This is a genomic window from Microvirga sesbaniae (genome assembly GCF_025460805.1).
Lineage (GTDB): Bacteria > Pseudomonadota > Alphaproteobacteria > Rhizobiales > Beijerinckiaceae > Microvirga > Microvirga sesbaniae.
This window is the reverse complement of record NZ_JAMXFJ010000008.1, coordinates 193,885-211,263: the sequence shown is the minus strand read 5'-3', so window position 1 is coordinate 211,263 and position 17,379 is coordinate 193,885. Positions and strand designations below refer to the sequence as shown.

Below are 17,379 nucleotides of genomic sequence, written 5' to 3'. Positions count from 1 at the left end.
AAGGGGATATTTCCATGCGTGCACTCATCATCTCGGGCCTCGTCGCCCTGGGACTGGCCGGCTGCGCGGGCGATTGGGCTCTCACCCCCAAGGATGCCGTTCTGGCGAGCTCGACGAGCGACGCTGCGGAAGCGGCCCGGCTGATCTCGGCCTATCGCGTCTCGAAGGGCTTGAGCCCGGTGACGGTGGACTCGACCCTGAACAAGGCCGCCGAGCACCAGGCCCGGGCCGTCGCGGCGGCGGGCCGGCTCAGCCATGGCAGCTTCGCCAGCCGCATGGACGAATACGGCGTCATCGGCTACTCGGCCGAAAATCTCTCGGCCGGTTCGGATTCGGTCGATGGCGCCATCGGGCGCTGGAAGGCCTCGCCCGGCCACAACAGCAACCTCCTGATGCCTCAGGCTCGAAAGATCGGGCTCGCCCGCGCCGACGCGAACAATCGTTACGGGCGCTATTGGGCCCTCGTGCTCGGTCAATAATGAAGGCACCAACGCTGGCCTGAAGCGTTAGGATCTCAGTTCCTCTCCTTCGCGCTTCGCATGACCCACCAACAAATGCTCTCCTTCGCCATCGTCGCCGGGATGATGGCGCTCTTCGTCTGGGGTCGCTTTCGCTACGATCTCGTCGCCGTCCTGTCGCTGCTGGTGGCCGTGCTCGTCGGCATCGTGCCGGCCGACAAGGCGTTCGAGGGCTTCAGCGACGACATCGTGATCATCGTGGCGAGCGCGCTTCTGGTCAGCGCCGCAGTGGCCAAGTCCGGGATCCTGGAAGCCGGCTTGAACCGGGTCGGACCCTATTTGCGCACCACGCAGATCCAGGTCGTCGTCCTGGTGGCCGTGGTGACGGTCCTGTCCGCTTTCGTGAAGAATATCGGCGCGCTGGCGATGATGATTCCCGTCGCCTTCCAGATCGCCCGGCGCACGAACACGCCGCCTTCGAGCTTCCTCATGCCGATGGCCTTCGGCTCCCTTCTCGGCGGCATCGTCACCCTGGTCGGCACTTCGCCCAACATCATCGTGTCGCGGGTCAGGCAGGAACTCCTGGGCGAGCCGTTCGGCATGTTCGACTTCACGCCCGTCGGTGTCGGCATCGCGCTGGCCGGCGTCGTCTTCCTGGCCTTCGGCTATCGGCTCCTGCCGCAGGGACGCAAGGGGGCCGCCTCCCTCGATGCGGCGCTCGACATCAAGGACTACATCACCGAAGCCCGCGTCACGTCCGAGTCCGAGGTGATCGGCCAGACCGTGGCGGACCTGCACAGGCTCGCCAACGGCGAAGTGAAGGTCGCGGCGATCATCCGCAACGAGACCCGCAGCTCCAGCCCGCTCCCCGATGCGGCCATCCGCGAGAACGACCTGCTCATGCTCGAAGGCGAGCCGGATGCTCTCGAGAGCGCCGTCTCCCGGGCCGGGCTGAAGCTCAGCCGGGAGCACCGTCAGCCCGAGATGGAAGAGGCGCAGGACGAGATTGGCGTGATCGAGGCGATCGTCGGCCCGAATTCCGCCCTGGCCGGCGCCTCGGCGGAGAAGATGGGCCTCTACGAGCGCTTCGGCGTCAATCTCATCGCGGTCAGTCGCAGCGGCCAGCGGTTCAAGGAGCGGCTGCGCACCATCACCCTGCGGTCCGGCGACGTCATCGTCCTCCAGGGCAATCTCAGGCGGCTGCCGGAGACCCTGCGCGAGCTCGGCTGCCTGCCCCTCGCGGAACGCGAGATCCGCCTCGGCAGCGCGCGCCGCAGCCTCCTGCCGGCGGCGATCCTGGCCGGCACCATGTTGCTTGTCGCCTTCAACATCCTGCCGGTGGCCGTCGCCTTCTTCGGGGCGGGCGTCCTCCTCGTCCTGTTCGGATCCCTGACCCTGCGTGAGGCCTACGATACGATCGAATGGCCGATCATCGTCATGCTCGGTGCGCTCATTCCCGTCAGCGAATCGATCCGCACGACGGGCGGCACGGATCTCATCGCAGGTTGGCTCTCGACGGCCGCTCACATGCTGCCGCCGACCGGGGCGCTCGTGCTCATCATGGTGGCGGCCATGGCGGTGACGCCGTTCCTCAACAACGCCGCCACCGTGCTGGTGATGGCACCCATCGCGGCGAGCTTCGCCAGCCAGCTCGGCTTCAAGCCCGATGCGTTTCTCATGGCGGTCGCCATCGGGGCAGCCTGCGACTTCCTCACCCCCATCGGCCACCAGTGCAACACTCTGGTCATGGGGCCGGGAGGGTATCGCTTCGGGGATTACTGGCGGCTCGGACTGCCTCTGTCGATCCTGGTGGTCGTCATCGGCGTCCCGCTGATCATGCTGGTCTGGCCGCTGCGGTAAACCCGTCAGCGAAAGATCGCCGTCAGGAGCAGGGTGGTGCCCGCCACGGAGGACGAGAGCGCGACGATCATGGCCCAGATGTGGAGCCGGTCGCGCTCCTCCTGGTTGAGCAGGGGCCGGTAGCGCGAATCCGACCGACCGAAGATGAAACTCGTATTGCGCGCCGGCCGGGGATCGTGCGGCAGCACGCAGAAGCTCGACCGCACCGTCTGATGGCGGACGCTGTAGGACGGGTCACGGGAGAGCGGCGGGGTCATGGCAGGACGCAGCATGGTGCAGATGATGACCGGGAGGTTGGCTCCAAAGCCGTGAAGGAGTGGTAAAGGCGGCCGGGTGTTGTCCATCGTCGTAAACCGAATCTTGATCGCCGGTTGATCTTCCCTGTGGATGGTCCGCTCCAATCAGGGCTGTCGTTTCTTTTTTCACGATGTTATGGTGATATTATGTCGTTACGTTAACCCAAGGGGCAAATCATGATCAGGGCTGTCACAGGCCTCGGCGCGCTTGCGATGATCTCCATCCTGGCCGCCTGCAATCAGACGGGGGCCGGATCGATCGCCCTGGGAGCCGCCACGGGGCTGGACCCGACCGGCCTGTCCGGAACCGCCGTGAGCCTGGTCCAGAGCGCTCAGCCCGAGCGGGATCCCGATCCTCAGAGCATCGACTTCAGCCGGTTCGCGTCGCGCCTATCCGACGTGGCGGCCGGCAACACGGCACGACCCGACCATCTCGGCGAGATCGACCGCCAGTCGAGCCTGATGATGGCCAGGCATGCGGCCGGCATGGCCAGCACGGTTGCATCGGCGGCGATCGGCGGGGCCATGACCGGCGGCGTCGGTCTGGCGGCCGCCGCTCCGTCCCTGGCCATGCAGGCCGCGGCCGCCGGCATGACGTCGAGCCAGCTGGCCGCCGCCAGAGGTCAGGCGAGTGCCAGCATCGCGCAGGCGGAGGCCCAGCGGGCGTCCCAGCAGCTCGTTCCCGATGCGGATCGCCCGGCGGAGGCGCGGGCGGTTCTGTCCATCCTCGCTGGCGCAGGCGCGTCCAGCGCGACGTGGCAGAACCCTGCGACCGGCGCGTCCGGCAGGGTGAGCCTGAAACCGACGAACAGGAAGGCGTTCGGCGAGCTCGATTGTCGCCTGATCCGCCGCGAATTGCGGAGCGGCGGGACGGCGCGGTCAGGCGAGATGCTCGCATGCCGCAGCAGCGGGGAATGGTACGACCTCTCCTGATCACAGAAAACGGGTCGCCTCGCGGTCCGCTTCGTGTCAGGTCTGGTGCACGAAATCCGGAACCGACCCGATGCCGCAGGCTGCCATCCATAAAACCATGACCGCGTCCGATTGGGCGCTCTTGACGGTCCTTTCGGTCGTCTGGGGCGGGTCATTTCTCTTCGTGGGTGTGGCTGTCCGGGAGTTGCCGCCCCTGACCATCGTGGCGCTGCGGGTGCTGACCGCCGCGGGGGCGCTGCTGCTCGTCCTCAGGCTCATGGGCGTCGATCTGCCTCGGACCCGCCAGGTCTGGGCCGCCTTTCTCGGCATGTCGATCCTCAACAACGTCATTCCCTTCACCCTGATCGCCTGGGGACAAAGCCATATCGCCAGCGGCCTGGCGTCCGTTCTCAACGCAACCACGCCGCTCTTCACGGTGATCGTGGCGCATTTTCTGACGGCCGACGAGCGGCTCACGGGCCAGCGGCTCGCGGGCGTGATCGTGGGCTTCATCGGGGTTGCGGTGATGATCGGGTCGGCGGCCGCCGCGTCGCTCGATGCGGGCATCCTCGCGCAGCTCGCCGTGCTGGGAGCGGCCCTGTCCTATGGCTTCTCCGGGGTGTTCGGTCGCCGTTTCAAGACGATGGGCATCCCGCCCCTCGCGACGGCTGCCGGTCAGGTCATGGTCTCGAGCGCGATTCTCCTGCCTGCCGCCCTGATCGTCGAGCAACCCTGGACACTGGCGGTGCCCAGCACCGCCGCCATGCTGTCCCTGGCGGCCCTTGGCCTGGTCTCGACGGCCTTCGCCTATCTGATCTTCTTCCGCCTGCTCGCGCGGGCCGGCGCCACGAATGTCGGTCTCGTGACGTTCCTGATTCCGGTCAGTGCGATCCTGTTCGGGGTATCGGTCCTCGGCGAGACCCTGATGGTGCGGCATGTGGCCGGCATGGTGCTGATCGGCGCAGGCCTCGTCCTGATCGACGGCAGGGTCCTTTCAGCCATCAGCGCGCGACTCGCCGTCAAGGAGCCGGCGTCGCGCGGAAACGGTTGAACATCATGTCGGGCGCGCTGGTGTTGTGCCGCGACGGCACCAGGCGGCCCATCCAGGCGTCGGTCGCCTTGGCGTCGCGGAAATTCATGATCGGCTCCTCGCGCCAGGACCGTGCCCCGGCCTCGCGGACGGCGATGCGGGCCACGTCTGCGTTGAACTCGGTCACGTACATGGAGCGAAGGCCCGCGAAGGGCAGGCCGGCGATCGCCTGATCGAACGACACGTCGAGGGTCATGCGCTCTTCGTTGAGGGCCTTGACCGCGACGATCGCCTTGCCGCCCTTCGCCAGGGTCAGGGTGAACGTCATGGTCTTCGGGTCGAAGGCGACGTCCTTCAGGTTCACCACGGGGCGCTGGTCGAATTCCACCGGGCCGACCAGGAAGGAGGAGCCGTAGGAGGTCCAGTCCAGATGCTCGGGCGGGAGCGGCTTGATGCGCCAGTAGCCGTCCCCAGGATAGATCACGAGCACCTCGACCGCCTTGTTGCCCCGCTTCTTTAGCAGCTGAAGGAGATGGATCTTGGGCGTGACCTTGTCGCCGATCGTCACCGTGACGTCGCTCGGGCGCCAGAACTCCGTAAACGACAGGCCCATGATTCGCAGATCGGCGTCCTCATAGAGGGTCGCCATGGTCGGATGAGGCTTGGCCGAGGTCTGTTCGGAGATGTCCTCGCAGGCGGTCCAGTCCGGCTCCCAGCGATCCTGGCGCAGGGAGCCCATATAGGCCGGATGCACGGCCTCGATCTGGAAATGCTTCACCTCCGGGGCGGCGAAATTGATCGCCACATTGTCCTTTTCCGCGCAAAGGACCGGCTCGCTGGTATTGGTCACGGTCACGGCCAATCCGTCGAGGGTGGCGGCACCCGTCGCGGAGGCGAAACCGATGAGGCTGAGGGCGACGAGCCGGGGCAGGAACGAGGACATGGGCGAGGACATGGGCAAAGAGGACATGGGCAAGGATCTTTGCGGAAGCTGAAGCGGAGGGACGCGCCAGAGATAGCGCGCACGGACTATGCCGTCGAGCCAAGGGACGTTTGCAGGCGAGCCTGTTGATCCGGCATGGCAGCCATCGCATCTATGCGATTAGGGATCGGGGGTGGCCTGTGGTAGGGTGGCGATCATCCTGAAGCCTGGCTTCAGAGGCCGTCTGGCCATCAAGACCCACAACCTGCCAGATCCGAGGCCGTTTTTCTCGAGTTTTCGACCATGCGCCTGACCTTGAGCCTGTCCGCCAATCCCGCCACGACCTCGGTCGAGCGGGCGATCATGGAGTTCCGCAGCGCCCGCCCGGTGGTGATCGACGGGGCGGAGGGCAGCGTGCTCGTGGCTGGCGTCGAGGACCTGGACGAGGCGATGTGCGTCGAGATCGACGCGGTGGCCGGCGGCCACGCCCATCTCGTCCTGCCGGCGGCGCGGCTTCGCCGCCTCGGCCTCGAGCGTGAGGTTTCCGGCCGGGTGGCTCTGCCCGTGGTCGACCGGAGGCGCGTGGAGGCTCTGGCGCTCAGGGTCGATGGCCGCATCGACGCACCGGTTCGGCCCGCCGACGGGCTGGACGGAGAGGCGCTGGAACTCGCCCGCCTGTCTCTCGTCCTTCCGGCCGTGATCGTGGTGCCGTTGGCGAAGGGCATCGAGATCGCCCCGTCGCTCGTGCGCGTGTCCGGCGAGGCCATCCGGGGTTATCGCCGTGCCACGGCGGCCGAGTTGAAGATCGTCAGTCGGGCGCCGGTGCCGCTCGAAGGGGCGCCGACCAGCGAATTCGTGGTGTTCCGTGGTGGCGAGGGCCTGCGCGATCAGGTGGCGATCGTCGTCGGCAAACCGGATGTCGCGAAGCCCGTGACCGTGCGGCTGCACTCGGCCTGCCTCACGGGCGACCTCTTCGGCAGCCTGAAATGCGATTGCGGCGACCAGCTGCGCGAGACGGTGCGCTTCATGGCCTCGGGCGAGGGCGGCATCCTGCTCTATCTCGATCAGGAGGGTCGCGGGAACGGCATTGCCAACAAGATCCGGGCCTACAAGCTCCAGTCGCAGGGCTACGACACTTATGATGCCGACGAGATGCTGGGCTTCGAGGCCGACCAGCGCCGCTTCGATTTCGCCGCCGTGATGCTCAGGGAGCTGGGCGTCGCCAAGGTCCGCCTCATGACCAACAACCCGGACAAGATCGCAGCGCTGACCAAGGCCGGACTCGAGGTCATCTCGGACCATCGGGTGCTGGGCCGTCCCACGGCCGAGAACGTCAGCTACCTGGCGGCCAAGCGCGACCGCGCCGGACACTACATCGACCTTGAGGGCATGCTGGCCTGCTCGCAGAAGGATTAAGCGGTTGATACCGCACGATCTCCCCTAAAGGTCGTATTGTCGCAGTAGAACAATGTTCTAGCTTTTCCATCAGGCGGAAAGACCGCTCCGGCCCGACCGCCATGCCACGGGTGCCAGCAGGTGCTGGCGGGTGAGGGAAAAGCTCATGTGGAGCCAAGTCTATAATCCATTCGGCAACGCGACGTTGTCGACCATTGCGGCGGCCATTCCCGTCGTTCTGCTTCTGGTGATGATCGCATCCGGCAAGGTGAAGGCCCATATTGCCGCGGTCGTCGCCCTTCTCGCAGCGATCGCCGTCTCGGTCTTCCTGTTCACCATGCCGGCCGGGCTCGCCACCCGTGCCGCCCTGTTCGGCGTCGCGACGGGCATGTTCCCGATCGGCTGGATCATCCTGAATGTCATCTTCCTCTACCGGCTGACGGTGGAGAGGGGATGGTTCGCAACGCTTCAGCAATCCGTCGGCGATCTCACGACCGACCGCCGCCTCCAGCTGCTGCTCGTCGCGTTCGCGTTCGGTGCCTTCTTCGAAGGCGCCGGCGGCTTCGGCACGCCGGTCGCCGTGACGGGCGCCATTCTCATCGGGCTCGGGTTCTCGCCCCTTGCAGCCTCGGGCCTGTCATTGATCGCCAACACGGCGCCGGTGGCCTATGGCGCCCTCGGCGCTCCGATCCAGGGTCTGGCCTCCGTGACAGGATTCGACCCTTACGTCCTCGGCGCGATGGTCGGGCGCCAGTTGCCGTTCTTTTCGCTGATCGTGCCTTTCTGGTTGATCTGGGTGTTCGCCGGGTTCCGGGGCATGCTGCAGGTCTGGCCGGCCATCCTGGTCTGCGGCGTGTCCTTCGCCATTCCGCAATTCCTGATCTCCAACTACATCAATCCCTGGATCGTCGACATCGGCGCGTCCCTGATCTCGATGGCCTGCCTCGTGGGCTTCATGCGGGTCTGGCGCCCGAGGGAGGTCTGGACGTCTCCGGCGCTGCGGACCCATGACATCTCGGCCGGCACCATGACGCAGCCCGCATCGCTGGGCGCCGGCGCCGCCCCTGTGGCGCCCAAGGCGAGCCGCGACGAAATCATCCGGGCCTGGGTGCCGTGGATCATCCTGTCGGTGATCGTGGCGATCTGGGGCACTGGCTGGTTCAAGGCGCTCGTCAACCCGATCTTCACCTGGAGCTATCCGATTCCGGGCCTGCACAACATGGTGCAGAAGGTTGCGCCCATCGTGGCCAATCCAACCGCGGAACCGGCCGTCTTCGCCTTCACCTACATGTCCTACACGGGCACGGGCGTGCTGATCGCAGCCATCATCGCGGGATTCGTCATGGGCTTCTCGCCCCTGAGGCTCGTCACGGCCTGGTTCGAGACGATTTGGGTGCTGCGCTACTCTCTCATCACCATCGCGGCGATGCTCGCGATCGGGACGCTGACACGCTTCTCGGGCGTCGATGCGACGCTCGGCCTCGCCTTCGCCGGCACGGGAATTCTGTACCCGTTCTTCGGCACCCTGCTCGGCTGGCTCGGCGTCGCCCTGACGGGTTCCGACACGGCCTCCAACGTGCTGTTCGGCGGATTGCAGAAGATCACCTCGGAGCAACTCGGGCTCTCGCCCATCCTCATGGCGGCGGCCAATTCGTCCGGCGGCGTGATGGGCAAGATGATCGACGCGCAGTCCATCGTCGTGGCGTCGACCGCGACCAATTGGTTCGGCCACGAGGGAAGCATCCTGCGTTTCGTGTTCTGGCATTCGATCGTGCTGGCCTGCCTGGTCGGCGGCCTCGTGATGCTGCAAGCCTATGTCTCGCCGTTCACGGACATGGTCCTGCACTGACGGGCAGCGAGAGACAAAACGAGAGCGCCGCCGGATCGTTTCCGGCGGCGCTCTCTTGTGGAGCGGCTTAGCGCATCGGACGGAAAAGTGGACCCCGGTTTGGGATCGGATCCGATGCTCACATCCTGAAGCGGCGCATCGTCCGGAACCCTGTCTTGATCGCTCGGCCCGATGGTCACCCCTTCGTGGTCACGGGCCCGTCCGATCCACCACCCCGTCATCACCGGGCTTGTCCCGGTGATCCCGCTTCTGTGAAGCGCCGCGCTCTCCGGATCAGGATGGCCGGCACAAGGCCGGCCATGACGTGTGGAGGGTGTCATCACCCGCTCTCACCATCCTCCCACGTCACCACCGGGTTCGATCCCAGCCTGGACCCGCTTTTCACGTCCGATGCTTTAGCGCGCCGGCATGCCGGTCTCGACGATCTTCGCCCAGAGCGAGACGCCGTAGGGGCTCGCCTCGTCGTTGAAGTCGTAGGCCGGGTGGTGGACGCCCGCCGTATCCCCGTTGCCGAGGAAGATGTAGGCGCCGGGGCGCTGCTCCAGCATGTAGGAGAAGTCCTCGGCCCCCATGAGCGGCAGCACCGTCGTGTCCACGGCGTTCTCGCCCGCGACCGCGCGGGCGACGCCCGCCATGAAATCGGTCTTGTCCGGATCGTTCATGGTCACCGGGTAGCCGCGATCGTACTCGACCTCGGCCTTGGCGCCGAAAGCCGCGCAGACATTCTCCACGATGGCGCGGATGCGCGTTTCGGCGAGGTCGCGGACCTCGGGCGAGAGGGTGCGCACGGTGCCGAGCAGCATCGCCGTCTGCGGAATGACGTTGAAGGCTTCGCCCGCCTTCACGGTGCAGACGGAGACCACCACGGAATCGAGCGGATCGGCGCTGCGCGACGCGATGGTCTGCAGGGCCGTGATCACATGGGCCGAGATGACGACCGGGTCGATGCAGTCGTGCGGTCGCGCCGCATGGCCGCCCTTGCCCTCGATAGTGATCGTGAAGCGGTCGGCCGCGGCCATCATGGCGCCCGGCCGGATGGCGAACTGGCCCACGGGAATGCCCGGCATATTGTGCATGCCGTAGACCTCGTGCACGCCGAAGCGCTCCATCAGGCCGTCCTTGAGCATCTCGTTGCCGCCGCCGCCGCCCTCTTCCGCCGGCTGGAAGATCACCACGGCGGTGCCGTCGAAGTTGCGTGTCTCGGCGAGGTACTTCGCCGCCCCGAGGAGCATCGCCGTGTGGCCGTCATGGCCGCAGGCATGCATCTTGCCCGGCACCTTGGATTTGTGAGGAACGTTCGTCGCCTCCTCGATGGGCAGCGCGTCCATGTCGGCGCGAAGGCCGATCACCTTGCCCGAATTGTTCGAGCGCCCCTTGATCACGCCGACGACACCGGTTCGTCCGAGGCCGGTCACGACCTCGTCGCAGCTGAAGCTCTTCAGCTTCTCCGCCACGATGCCGGCGGTGCGATGGACGTCGAACAGGAGTTCCGGGTTTTCATGGAAGTCACGACGCCAGGTGGCGATTTCATCGGCAAGGTCGGCGACGCGGTTGATGATCGGCATGAACGTTCCTCGGGTTTGGGAATCCGCAAGCCGTCAGCGAAGCAGAGGCGAGGCCGCTTCGTCAATCCTTCTGCGCGCGATGCCCGAGAGCATTTTTCGGTCAAGTGGATCCGGTTCACCGCAAGACAATGCGGCACAACGCAGACGAGACATGATTCCACGCTAGTGGAAACGGCTCTAGGCCATGCGGTGCAGAACGGCCTTGGGGCGCTTCGTGCGAAACTGTCCCCGCTCGATGGCCACGAAGATCAGCACCAGGGCCACGAGCGCGGTGAACCACCAGACCTGTGTGGTGCCGATGCCGAGACATCCCAGGGCGTAGGCGCAGGCGAACGCGGCCATGATGCCGGGCGCCACGCTGGCGCGGTGGCCTCTGGCGCTGACGACCGCCTGATACAGAAGCACGGACCCGGCCACGGCACCCACGAGGCCGAGCTCATACCAGATCTCGAACAGGAGGGTGGACGGTGCGCTGGGCGGCATCAATCCGAGGAAGCGGCCACGCAGGGCCGTCTCCAGGCCATGTCCCGTCAGCAGACGCAGCGGCTCGCCGAGAATGATCTGGCGCCACACCTCGAGGGCGAGGGTCGTGGGAGAGGTCGGGCCGAGCAGGTTCGTCGCAAGTGGCTTCAGGAGGAAGGGCAGGACCGGAGCGAACAGCAGGAGGCCCGCCATGACGAGGCCGGTCAGGCGCGGTCCGAAGACCGGATTCCATGCGGTGACGACGAACACGACGGCGCCGGCGACCAGGCCATAGAGGGGCAGGCCGTCCCGCGTGAGGAGCGAACAGACCGCGACGGCGAGCGCCAGCCCGAGGGCTTCCAGATTGCGGCCGCGGGAATGAAGCCACGCGATGGCCGGCCAGAGGAGCAGAACGAGCATCAGCATGCCGCGCTCCAGGCTCAGACCTTCCGGGTCGATGGTGCTGCCGCCGGTGAGCGCCAGGAAGACGGCAATCAGGGCCGCGAGTCCGACCCCGACCGGCAGAAGATAGAGATTGGCCGAGCGCATGCGCTCGGGAACGGCGAGATAGCCCCCCAGCCCCATGAGGATCATGCCTGTGATGTTGAGGAGCCGCTCGGAGGCCTGAGGCAGAAAGGGCGTCCACAGCAGGGACAGCCCGGCCCAGAACAGCAGAACCAGCCCGGCGATTCCCCCCGGGGACGTGGCAAGGGCCGCCAGCTTGTCCCAGGCATGCTTCGCGCTGCCGTCGAGCACCGACGCGAGGACGAGGAGGATGACCGCGAGAGGCGCCATCACCACGAGCGCGCGGCGCGTGAACAGAGCCGCCAGAGGCACGGCGAAGAACAGGATCGCGAAGCCGAGACGCCGCAGCATGGCGGCGGCATCGGCCGAGGGATTGGCCGCTTGGGAGACAGGACGGATCATGCGAGCAGGCAATCAGCGGTTGAATGTTCAGGAGATGGAAGCCTAACGGACCACGGGGCCGAATGCTGTAGGTGCAATGCAACACATCATTGTCTTCGTGGCCTCTTTCTTCGCCATGTCATGGCCGGGTTCGCTCCGGCCATGACATGTGGCCAGCCGTCAATCCTTCTGTCCGCGGATGAAGTTGATGATGCCGGAGAAGTCGTCGCCCTCGTGGCCGGCCTTGTTGAACAGGGCATAGAGCTGGGCCGCCTCCGCCCCCAGGGGCGTGGAAGCGCCCGAGGCGAGCGCGGCCTCCTGGGCGAGTTTCAGGTCCTTGAGCATGAGGGCTGCCGCGAAGCCCGGCCTGTAGCCGTTGTTGGCCGGCGAGGCCGGCACCGGGCCCGGCACCGGGCAATAGGTGGTCAGCGACCAGCATTGGCCCGAGGACGTGGAGGCGACGTCGAACAGCGCCTGATGCGACAGCCCGAGCTTCTCGCCGAGCACGAAGGCCTCGGCCACGCCGATCATCGAGATTCCGAGGATCATGTTGTTGCAGATCTTCGCCGCCTGGCCGGCGCCCGCCTCGCCGCAATGGACGACCTTCTTGCCCATCCGGGACAGGATCGGCTCGGCCCGGTCGAAGGCATCCTTCGCGCCGCCTGTCATGAAGGTGAGCGTTGCGCCCTTCGCGCCTCCGACGCCGCCGGACACCGGCGCGTCGAGGCTCGCGAGGTTGCGCCCCTGCTCGCGCGCCATGCCGTGCACCTTGCGTGCGCTCTCCACGTCGATGGTGGAGCAGTCGATCAGCAGCGCACCCTCCTTCACCGAAGGGAGAATGTCGGTCCAGACGGCGAGCACGTGCTTGCCGGCCGGCAGCATGGTGACGACGATCTCCGCGTCCCGCACGGCGTCGACCGTCGATCCGGCGATGGCCACGCCGTCGCCGCGCGCCTGATCGCAGGAGGCCGGCGACAGATCGAACCCGGTGACGCTGTGACCGGCCTTGACGAGGTTGGCGGCCATCGGGCCGCCCATGTTGCCGAGGCCGATGAAGGCGATGGTGGTCATGAAGATCCTCCCTTGGTGTGATGTGACGCCCGGCCGAGAAGCCAGAACGAGCCGGCCGCCATGACGAGGCCGCTGCCGGCATGAATCAGGAGATGGCCGGGGCTCGCGAAACCCCGTGCGAGAAAGACGAGAACGACGTCGCCAGCCGGAATGAGAACCGTGAGCCCGAGCACCGTGCCGACGATGGGCTGCGTCGCCAGACGCGCCAGGGCGGCGAGATAGGCCCCGAAGGCGAGATCGCGCAGCCCGATGGCCGTGACGTAGGACAGATCCGAGCCCTCAGGAGCGGGGATCCCGAACAAAGCCGCGCCGGCGCGCGGCGCAAAGACGAAGAGGAGCCCCAGCAGGACGAACACTCCCGCCAAGGCGACAACGAGCCAGGTGCTCGGCTCCCGCCAAGGCAGCCCCGAAGGTGCGCCCCGGCCCGTCATGGGCCTCGCGCCACCCAGAGGGCTCCGGTGAGCGCGAAGCCGTAGAACCACAGCATCAGCGAGCCGAAGACCTTGTCGAGGGCCGGGTCGAGCTGCGGAAAGAACACGGCGAAATGCGATCCCACGGCGGCCATGAGCAGCATGCCCGGCACGGCCGTCAGAGCCATGGCATGGCCGGCTTCCTTGCGCGGCACCTGCAGGATACGGCCGATCATCAGGCCGAGGCCCGATCCCAGCACGGCGCCTGCGGTGAAGTTGAGCTGGAATGGGCGCCGCCCGTCCTGGAAGAACAAGGGTCCTGCCAGCCAGAACAGAGCCAGGATCGCCGCCGCGATGCCGACGCCGAGGCCGAGCGACCGCACCATCATCGATTGCCGCGCCCCACCAGATCGCGCGCCACGATCAGTCGCATGATCTCGTTGGTGCCCTCGAGAATCTGATGGACGCGCAGGTCGCGCACGATCTTCTCGACGCCGTAATCGGCCAGATAGCCGTAGCCGCCGTGGAGCTGCAGGGCGTCGTTCGCCACCTGGAACCCCACGTCGGTCGCCATGCGCTTGGCCATGGCGCAGAGCTTCGTGGCATCGAGCGCCTTGGCGTCGAGCGCAGAGGCTGCGCGCCACAGGAAAGTGCGCGCGCATTCGAGCTCGGTGGCCATGTCGGCGAGCTTGAACTGGAGCGCCTGGAAGTCCGCGATGCGCTTGCCGAAGGCCTTGCGGTCCGCCGTGTAGGCAAGCGCCTTGTCGAGCGCCGCCTGAGCGCCGCCGAGCGAGCAGGCGCCGATATTGAGGCGTCCGCCGTCGAGGCCCGACATGGCGATCTTGAACCCCATGCCCTCGTCGGACAGGCGGTTGGCGAGCGGAACGCGCACGTCCTCGAAGATCACCGCAGCGGTGGGCTGCGCGTTCCAGCCCATCTTCTTCTCCTGCGCGCCGAAGGACACGCCCGGCATGTCCTTTTCGATCACGAGGGTCGAGATGCCGGACGGGCCATCCTCGCCCGTGCGCACCATGGTGACGTAGATGTCGGAGGTGCCGGCGCCGGAGATGAACTGCTTGACGCCGTTGACCACGTAATGGTCGCCGTCGCGCACCGCTTTGGTCTTCAGCGCGGCCGCATCGGAGCCCGAGCCCGGCTCGGTCAGGCAGTAGCTCGCGATCAGCTCCATGGTGACGAGGCGCGGGATGTAGCGCTGGCGCTGCTCCTCGGAGCCGTACCGGTCGATCATCCAGGTTGCCATGTTGTGGATCGACAGATAGGCCGACACGGCCGGGCAGCCGGTGGCGAGCGCCTCGAATATGAGCGCCGCGTCGAGGCGCGTCATGCCCGATCCGCCCACGTCGTCGCGGGTGTAGATCGCCGCCATGCCGAGGGCTGCCGCCTCGCGCATCACGTCCACGGGAAAATGCTTCTTCTCGTCCCATTCGAGGGCGTGAGGAGCAAGGTTGTCCGCCGCGAAGGCCAAAGCCATGTCGCGGACGGCGATTTGATCGTCGGTGAGGGAGAACTGGGTCATGGTCCTCAATCGTCATGGCGCCGGAGGTTGTGCACCCCGACTTTGGATCTAGAAACACAATGGCCGGGAGCGAGCCCCCGGCCATGCGTGCCGACTTACTTCATCGTCGGAATGGAGAATTCCGCCCCTTCCTTGATGCCGGACGGCCAGCGGGAGGTGACCGTCTTGGTCTTGGTGTAGAAGCGGATCGCATCGGGCCCGTGCTGGTTGAGGTCGCCGAAGCCCGAGGCCTTCCAGCCGCCGAAGGTGTAGTAGGCGAGCGGCACCGGGATCGGCACGTTCACGCCGACCATGCCGACATTCACCTTGGCGGCGAAGTCGCGGGCGGCGTCGCCGTCGCGGGTGTAGATCGCAACGCCGTTGCCGTATTCGTGCTCGGAGGGCAGCGCTAAGGCCTCGTCGTAGTTCCTGGCGCGCACCACCGACAGGACGGGGCCGAAGATCTCCTCCTTGTAGATGCGCATGTCCGGCGTCACCTCGTCGAAGAGGCAGCCGCCCATGTAGAAGCCGTTCTCATAGCCCTGCATCTTGAAGTCGCGCCCGTCGACCACGAGCTTGGCGCCTTCCTGCACGCCGAGATCCACGTAGGAGCGCACCTTGTCGAGGTGCGCCCGGGTGACGAGCGGGCCGAAATCGGCCGACGGATCGGTGGAGGGGCCGACCTTCAGGCTCTCCACGCGCGGGATCAGCCTGTCCATGAGCGCATCGGCCGTGGCCTTGCCGACCGGCACCGCCACCGAGACCGCCATGCAGCGCTCGCCGGCCGAGCCGTAGCCGGCGCCGATAAGGGCGTCCGCCGCCTGGTCGAGATCGGCGTCGGGCATGATGATCATGTGGTTCTTGGCGCCGCCGAAGCACTGGGCGCGCTTTCCGTGCGCCGTGGCGCGGGAATAGACGTATTGCGCGATCGGCGAGGAGCCGACGAAGCCCACCGCCTTGATGTCCGGATCGTCGAGGATCGCGTCCACCACTTCCTTGTCGCCGTTGACCACGTTGAGGATGCCGGCCGGCAGGCCCGCCTCCAGCATCAGTTCGGCGAGGCGCATCGGCACGCCGGGATCGCGCTCGGAGGGCTTCAGGATGAAGGCGTTGCCGCAGGCGATGGCCGGCGAGAGCTTCCACAGGGGGATCATGGCCGGGAAGTTGAACGGCGTGATGCCGGCAACGACGCCGAGCGGCTGGCGGATCGAATACATGTCGATGCCCGGGCCGGCGCCTTCCGTATACTCCCCCTTCATGAGATGCGGAATGCCGGTGCAGAATTCGGCCACCTCGACGCCGCGCTGGATGTCGCCCTTCGCGTCGGCGACGGTCTTGCCGTGCTCGCGGGCGAGCAAGTCGGCGAGCGAATCGGTTTCCTTGGCGATGAGCTCGAGGAACTTCATCATCACGCGGGCGCGGCGCTGCGGATTGGTGGCCGCCCAGGCGGGCTGCGCGGCCTTGGCGTTCTCCACCGCCTGGCGCAGCTCGTCCTTGGACGCGAGCGCGACACGGCCGAGGACCTCGCCGGTCATGGGCTGGAAGAATTCGGTGCTCCGTCCCGACTTGCCCGGAACCTGCTTGCCGCCGATGAAATGTCCGACCTCGCGCATGGCGTTTCCTCCTCAAGGATATCTTTTCGTGAGCCTCTTCTATCATTGTTGAAATCGCACGACTATGGGTGAAACCGAAGCACCGTTGTGCGAAAACGCCAATGTGTCAGGGGGCTGTGTCAGGGGGCGGCATGAGCGCATTCGATTGGGACGACCTCCGCTTCTTCCTCGCTGTCGCCCGCGCCGGCCGACTCACCGTGGCGGCGCGCCAGCTCGAGGCCGACCACACCACCGTGTCCCGGCGCATTTCGGCCCTCGAAGCGGCCCTGAAGGCCAAGCTGTTCGAACGCAGCCCCCAGGGCTACACCCTGACCGAGCAGGGCGAGCGGCTCCTGAAGCATGCCGAAACCATGGAGACCCAGGCCCTCTCCGTGGCGAGCGAGCTCGGCGGCGCGGATCTCGCACTGTCGGGCACCGTGCGCATCGGCGCGCCGGACGGGATCGGCACCTATTTCCTCGCCCCAGAGCTCGGGGCCCTGGCCGAGCGCCATCCGGGCCTCACCCTGCAGCTCGTGGCGCTGCCGCGCACCTTCTCGCTCTCCAAGCGCGAGGCCGATATCGCCGTGACCCTGGAGCAGCCGACCGAAGGGCGCCTCGTGTCGCGCAAGCTCACCGATTACCGCCTGAGGCTCTATGCCTCGCAGGCCTATCTCGACCGGCACGGGCCGCTGACGGAGCTCGCCGACCTGTCCGGCAAGACCCTCGTCACCTATGTGGCGGACCTGCTCTACAGCCCGGTGCTCGACTACTTCTCCGCCCTGGAGAAATACACCGCTCGCCGGTTCGAGTGCGCCAGCGTGGTGGCGCAGGCCGAAGCGGTTCGCGCCGGCGTGGGCATCGGCATCCTGCATGACTACGCGGTGCGCCAGTTCCCGGAGCTCCGGGTCGTGCTGCCCGAAGTGTCCTACCTGCGCACCTACTGGCTGGTCACCCATGCGGACGTGCGGTCCCTGCGCCGGGTGGAGGAGGTCTATTCCTTCATCCTGAGCCGGGTCCGGGCCAACCGGGGGCTGTTCGTGTGAGAGGCTGCTTCCTGCCGCTACGTCATCACCGGCCTTGTGCCGGTGATCCCGCTCGTTCGGAGCGCCGCGTATTTCTGAATCGGGATGCCCGG

Annotated in this window: 16 protein-coding genes; 7 read left to right on the top strand and 9 right to left on the bottom strand. The window is 66.7% G+C overall.

Annotated elements, in window-relative coordinates; genetic code table 11:
* The first annotated feature begins 14 nt into the window (after nt 1–14).
* Entirely contained in the window at nt 15–479 is a 465-nt protein-coding gene (locus tag OCW50_RS14080; RefSeq protein WP_262272575.1) for a CAP domain-containing protein, read from the top strand.
* A 60-nt stretch (nt 480–539) separates the two neighbouring features.
* Complete coding sequence (locus OCW50_RS14075) at nt 540–2,318, top strand: SLC13 family permease (protein WP_262297981.1); 1,779 nt, start codon at nt 540–542, stop codon at nt 2,316–2,318.
* Nucleotides 2,319–2,323: 5 nt separating this feature from the next.
* Here the strand turns inward: OCW50_RS14075 and OCW50_RS14070 are convergent, their stop codons facing one another.
* Nucleotides 2,324–2,662 carry a hypothetical protein gene (locus OCW50_RS14070; protein WP_262297980.1) on the bottom strand — a complete coding sequence of 113 codons (339 nt, stop codon included), beginning with the start codon at nt 2,660–2,662 and terminating at the stop codon, nt 2,324–2,326.
* Between the two features lie 129 nt (nt 2,663–2,791).
* On the opposite strand from OCW50_RS14070, the gene OCW50_RS14065 reads away from it, so the two are divergent.
* Both OCW50_RS14065 and OCW50_RS14060 read left to right on the top strand, forming a co-directional pair.
* Nucleotides 2,792–3,547, top strand: coding sequence for a hypothetical protein (locus tag OCW50_RS14065; RefSeq protein ID WP_262297979.1), 756 nt, complete (start codon nt 2,792–2,794; stop codon nt 3,545–3,547).
* Nucleotides 3,548–3,617: 70 nt separating this feature from the next.
* The gene (locus tag OCW50_RS14060) at nt 3,618–4,577 is read left to right on the top strand and encodes a DMT family transporter (RefSeq protein ID WP_262297978.1); all 960 of its coding nucleotides are present in this window, start codon (nt 3,618–3,620) and stop codon (nt 4,575–4,577) included.
* Here the strand turns inward: OCW50_RS14060 and OCW50_RS14055 are convergent.
* The gene (locus OCW50_RS14055; protein ID WP_262297977.1) at nt 4,546–5,526 is read right to left on the bottom strand and encodes a hypothetical protein; all 981 of its coding nucleotides are present in this window, start codon (nt 5,524–5,526) and stop codon (nt 4,546–4,548) included. The genes OCW50_RS14060 and OCW50_RS14055 overlap by 32 nt on opposite strands.
* 255 nt (nt 5,527–5,781) lie before the next feature.
* Here OCW50_RS14055 and ribA point away from each other — a divergent pair, with 255 nt between their 5' ends.
* On the top strand, nt 5,782–6,894 hold the full coding sequence (ribA, locus tag OCW50_RS14050; RefSeq protein ID WP_262297976.1) for a GTP cyclohydrolase II RibA: 1,113 nt from the start codon (nt 5,782–5,784) through the stop codon (nt 6,892–6,894).
* 145 nt (nt 6,895–7,039) lie between these two features.
* Complete coding sequence (locus OCW50_RS14045; protein ID WP_262270404.1) at nt 7,040–8,722, top strand: L-lactate permease; 1,683 nt, start codon at nt 7,040–7,042, stop codon at nt 8,720–8,722.
* Nucleotides 8,723–9,117: 395 nt separating this feature from the next.
* Here OCW50_RS14045 and OCW50_RS14040 read toward each other — a convergent pair whose 3' ends face one another.
* The 7 genes from OCW50_RS14040 to OCW50_RS14010 form a co-directional block, all read right to left on the bottom strand.
* Complete coding sequence (locus OCW50_RS14040; RefSeq protein ID WP_262297975.1) at nt 9,118–10,287, bottom strand: M20 aminoacylase family protein; 1,170 nt, start codon at nt 10,285–10,287, stop codon at nt 9,118–9,120.
* A gap of 177 nt (nt 10,288–10,464) precedes the next feature.
* The gene (locus OCW50_RS14035) at nt 10,465–11,676 is read right to left on the bottom strand and encodes a peptide ABC transporter permease (protein WP_262297974.1); all 1,212 of its coding nucleotides are present in this window, start codon (nt 11,674–11,676) and stop codon (nt 10,465–10,467) included.
* Between the two features lie 159 nt (nt 11,677–11,835).
* Nucleotides 11,836–12,726: a 3-hydroxyisobutyrate dehydrogenase gene (gene mmsB, locus OCW50_RS14030; protein ID WP_262270402.1), complete on the bottom strand. Its 891-nt coding sequence runs from the start codon at nt 12,724–12,726 to the stop codon at nt 11,836–11,838.
* Nucleotides 12,723–13,157, bottom strand: a complete 435-nt coding sequence (locus tag OCW50_RS14025; RefSeq protein WP_262297973.1) for a DUF4267 domain-containing protein — start codon at nt 13,155–13,157, stop codon at nt 12,723–12,725. Before OCW50_RS14025 ends, mmsB begins: the two co-directional genes overlap by 4 nt.
* On the bottom strand, nt 13,154–13,525 hold the full coding sequence (locus OCW50_RS14020; protein ID WP_262297972.1) for a DUF5367 family protein: 372 nt from the start codon (nt 13,523–13,525) through the stop codon (nt 13,154–13,156). Before OCW50_RS14020 ends, OCW50_RS14025 begins: the two co-directional genes overlap by 4 nt.
* Nucleotides 13,522–14,673, bottom strand: a complete 1,152-nt coding sequence (locus OCW50_RS14015) for an isobutyryl-CoA dehydrogenase (protein WP_262297971.1) — start codon at nt 14,671–14,673, stop codon at nt 13,522–13,524. Before OCW50_RS14015 ends, OCW50_RS14020 begins: the two co-directional genes overlap by 4 nt.
* Nucleotides 14,674–14,768: 95 nt before the next feature.
* Nucleotides 14,769–16,265 carry a CoA-acylating methylmalonate-semialdehyde dehydrogenase gene (locus OCW50_RS14010; protein WP_262297970.1) on the bottom strand — a complete coding sequence of 499 codons (1,497 nt, stop codon included), beginning with the start codon at nt 16,263–16,265 and terminating at the stop codon, nt 14,769–14,771.
* A gap of 131 nt (nt 16,266–16,396) precedes the next feature.
* On the opposite strand from OCW50_RS14010, the gene OCW50_RS14005 reads away from it, so the two are divergent.
* A complete protein-coding gene (locus tag OCW50_RS14005; protein WP_262270398.1) occupies nt 16,397–17,287 on the top strand; it encodes a LysR family transcriptional regulator in 891 nt (296 codons plus the stop codon).
* Nucleotides 17,288–17,379: the final 92 nt, after the last annotated feature.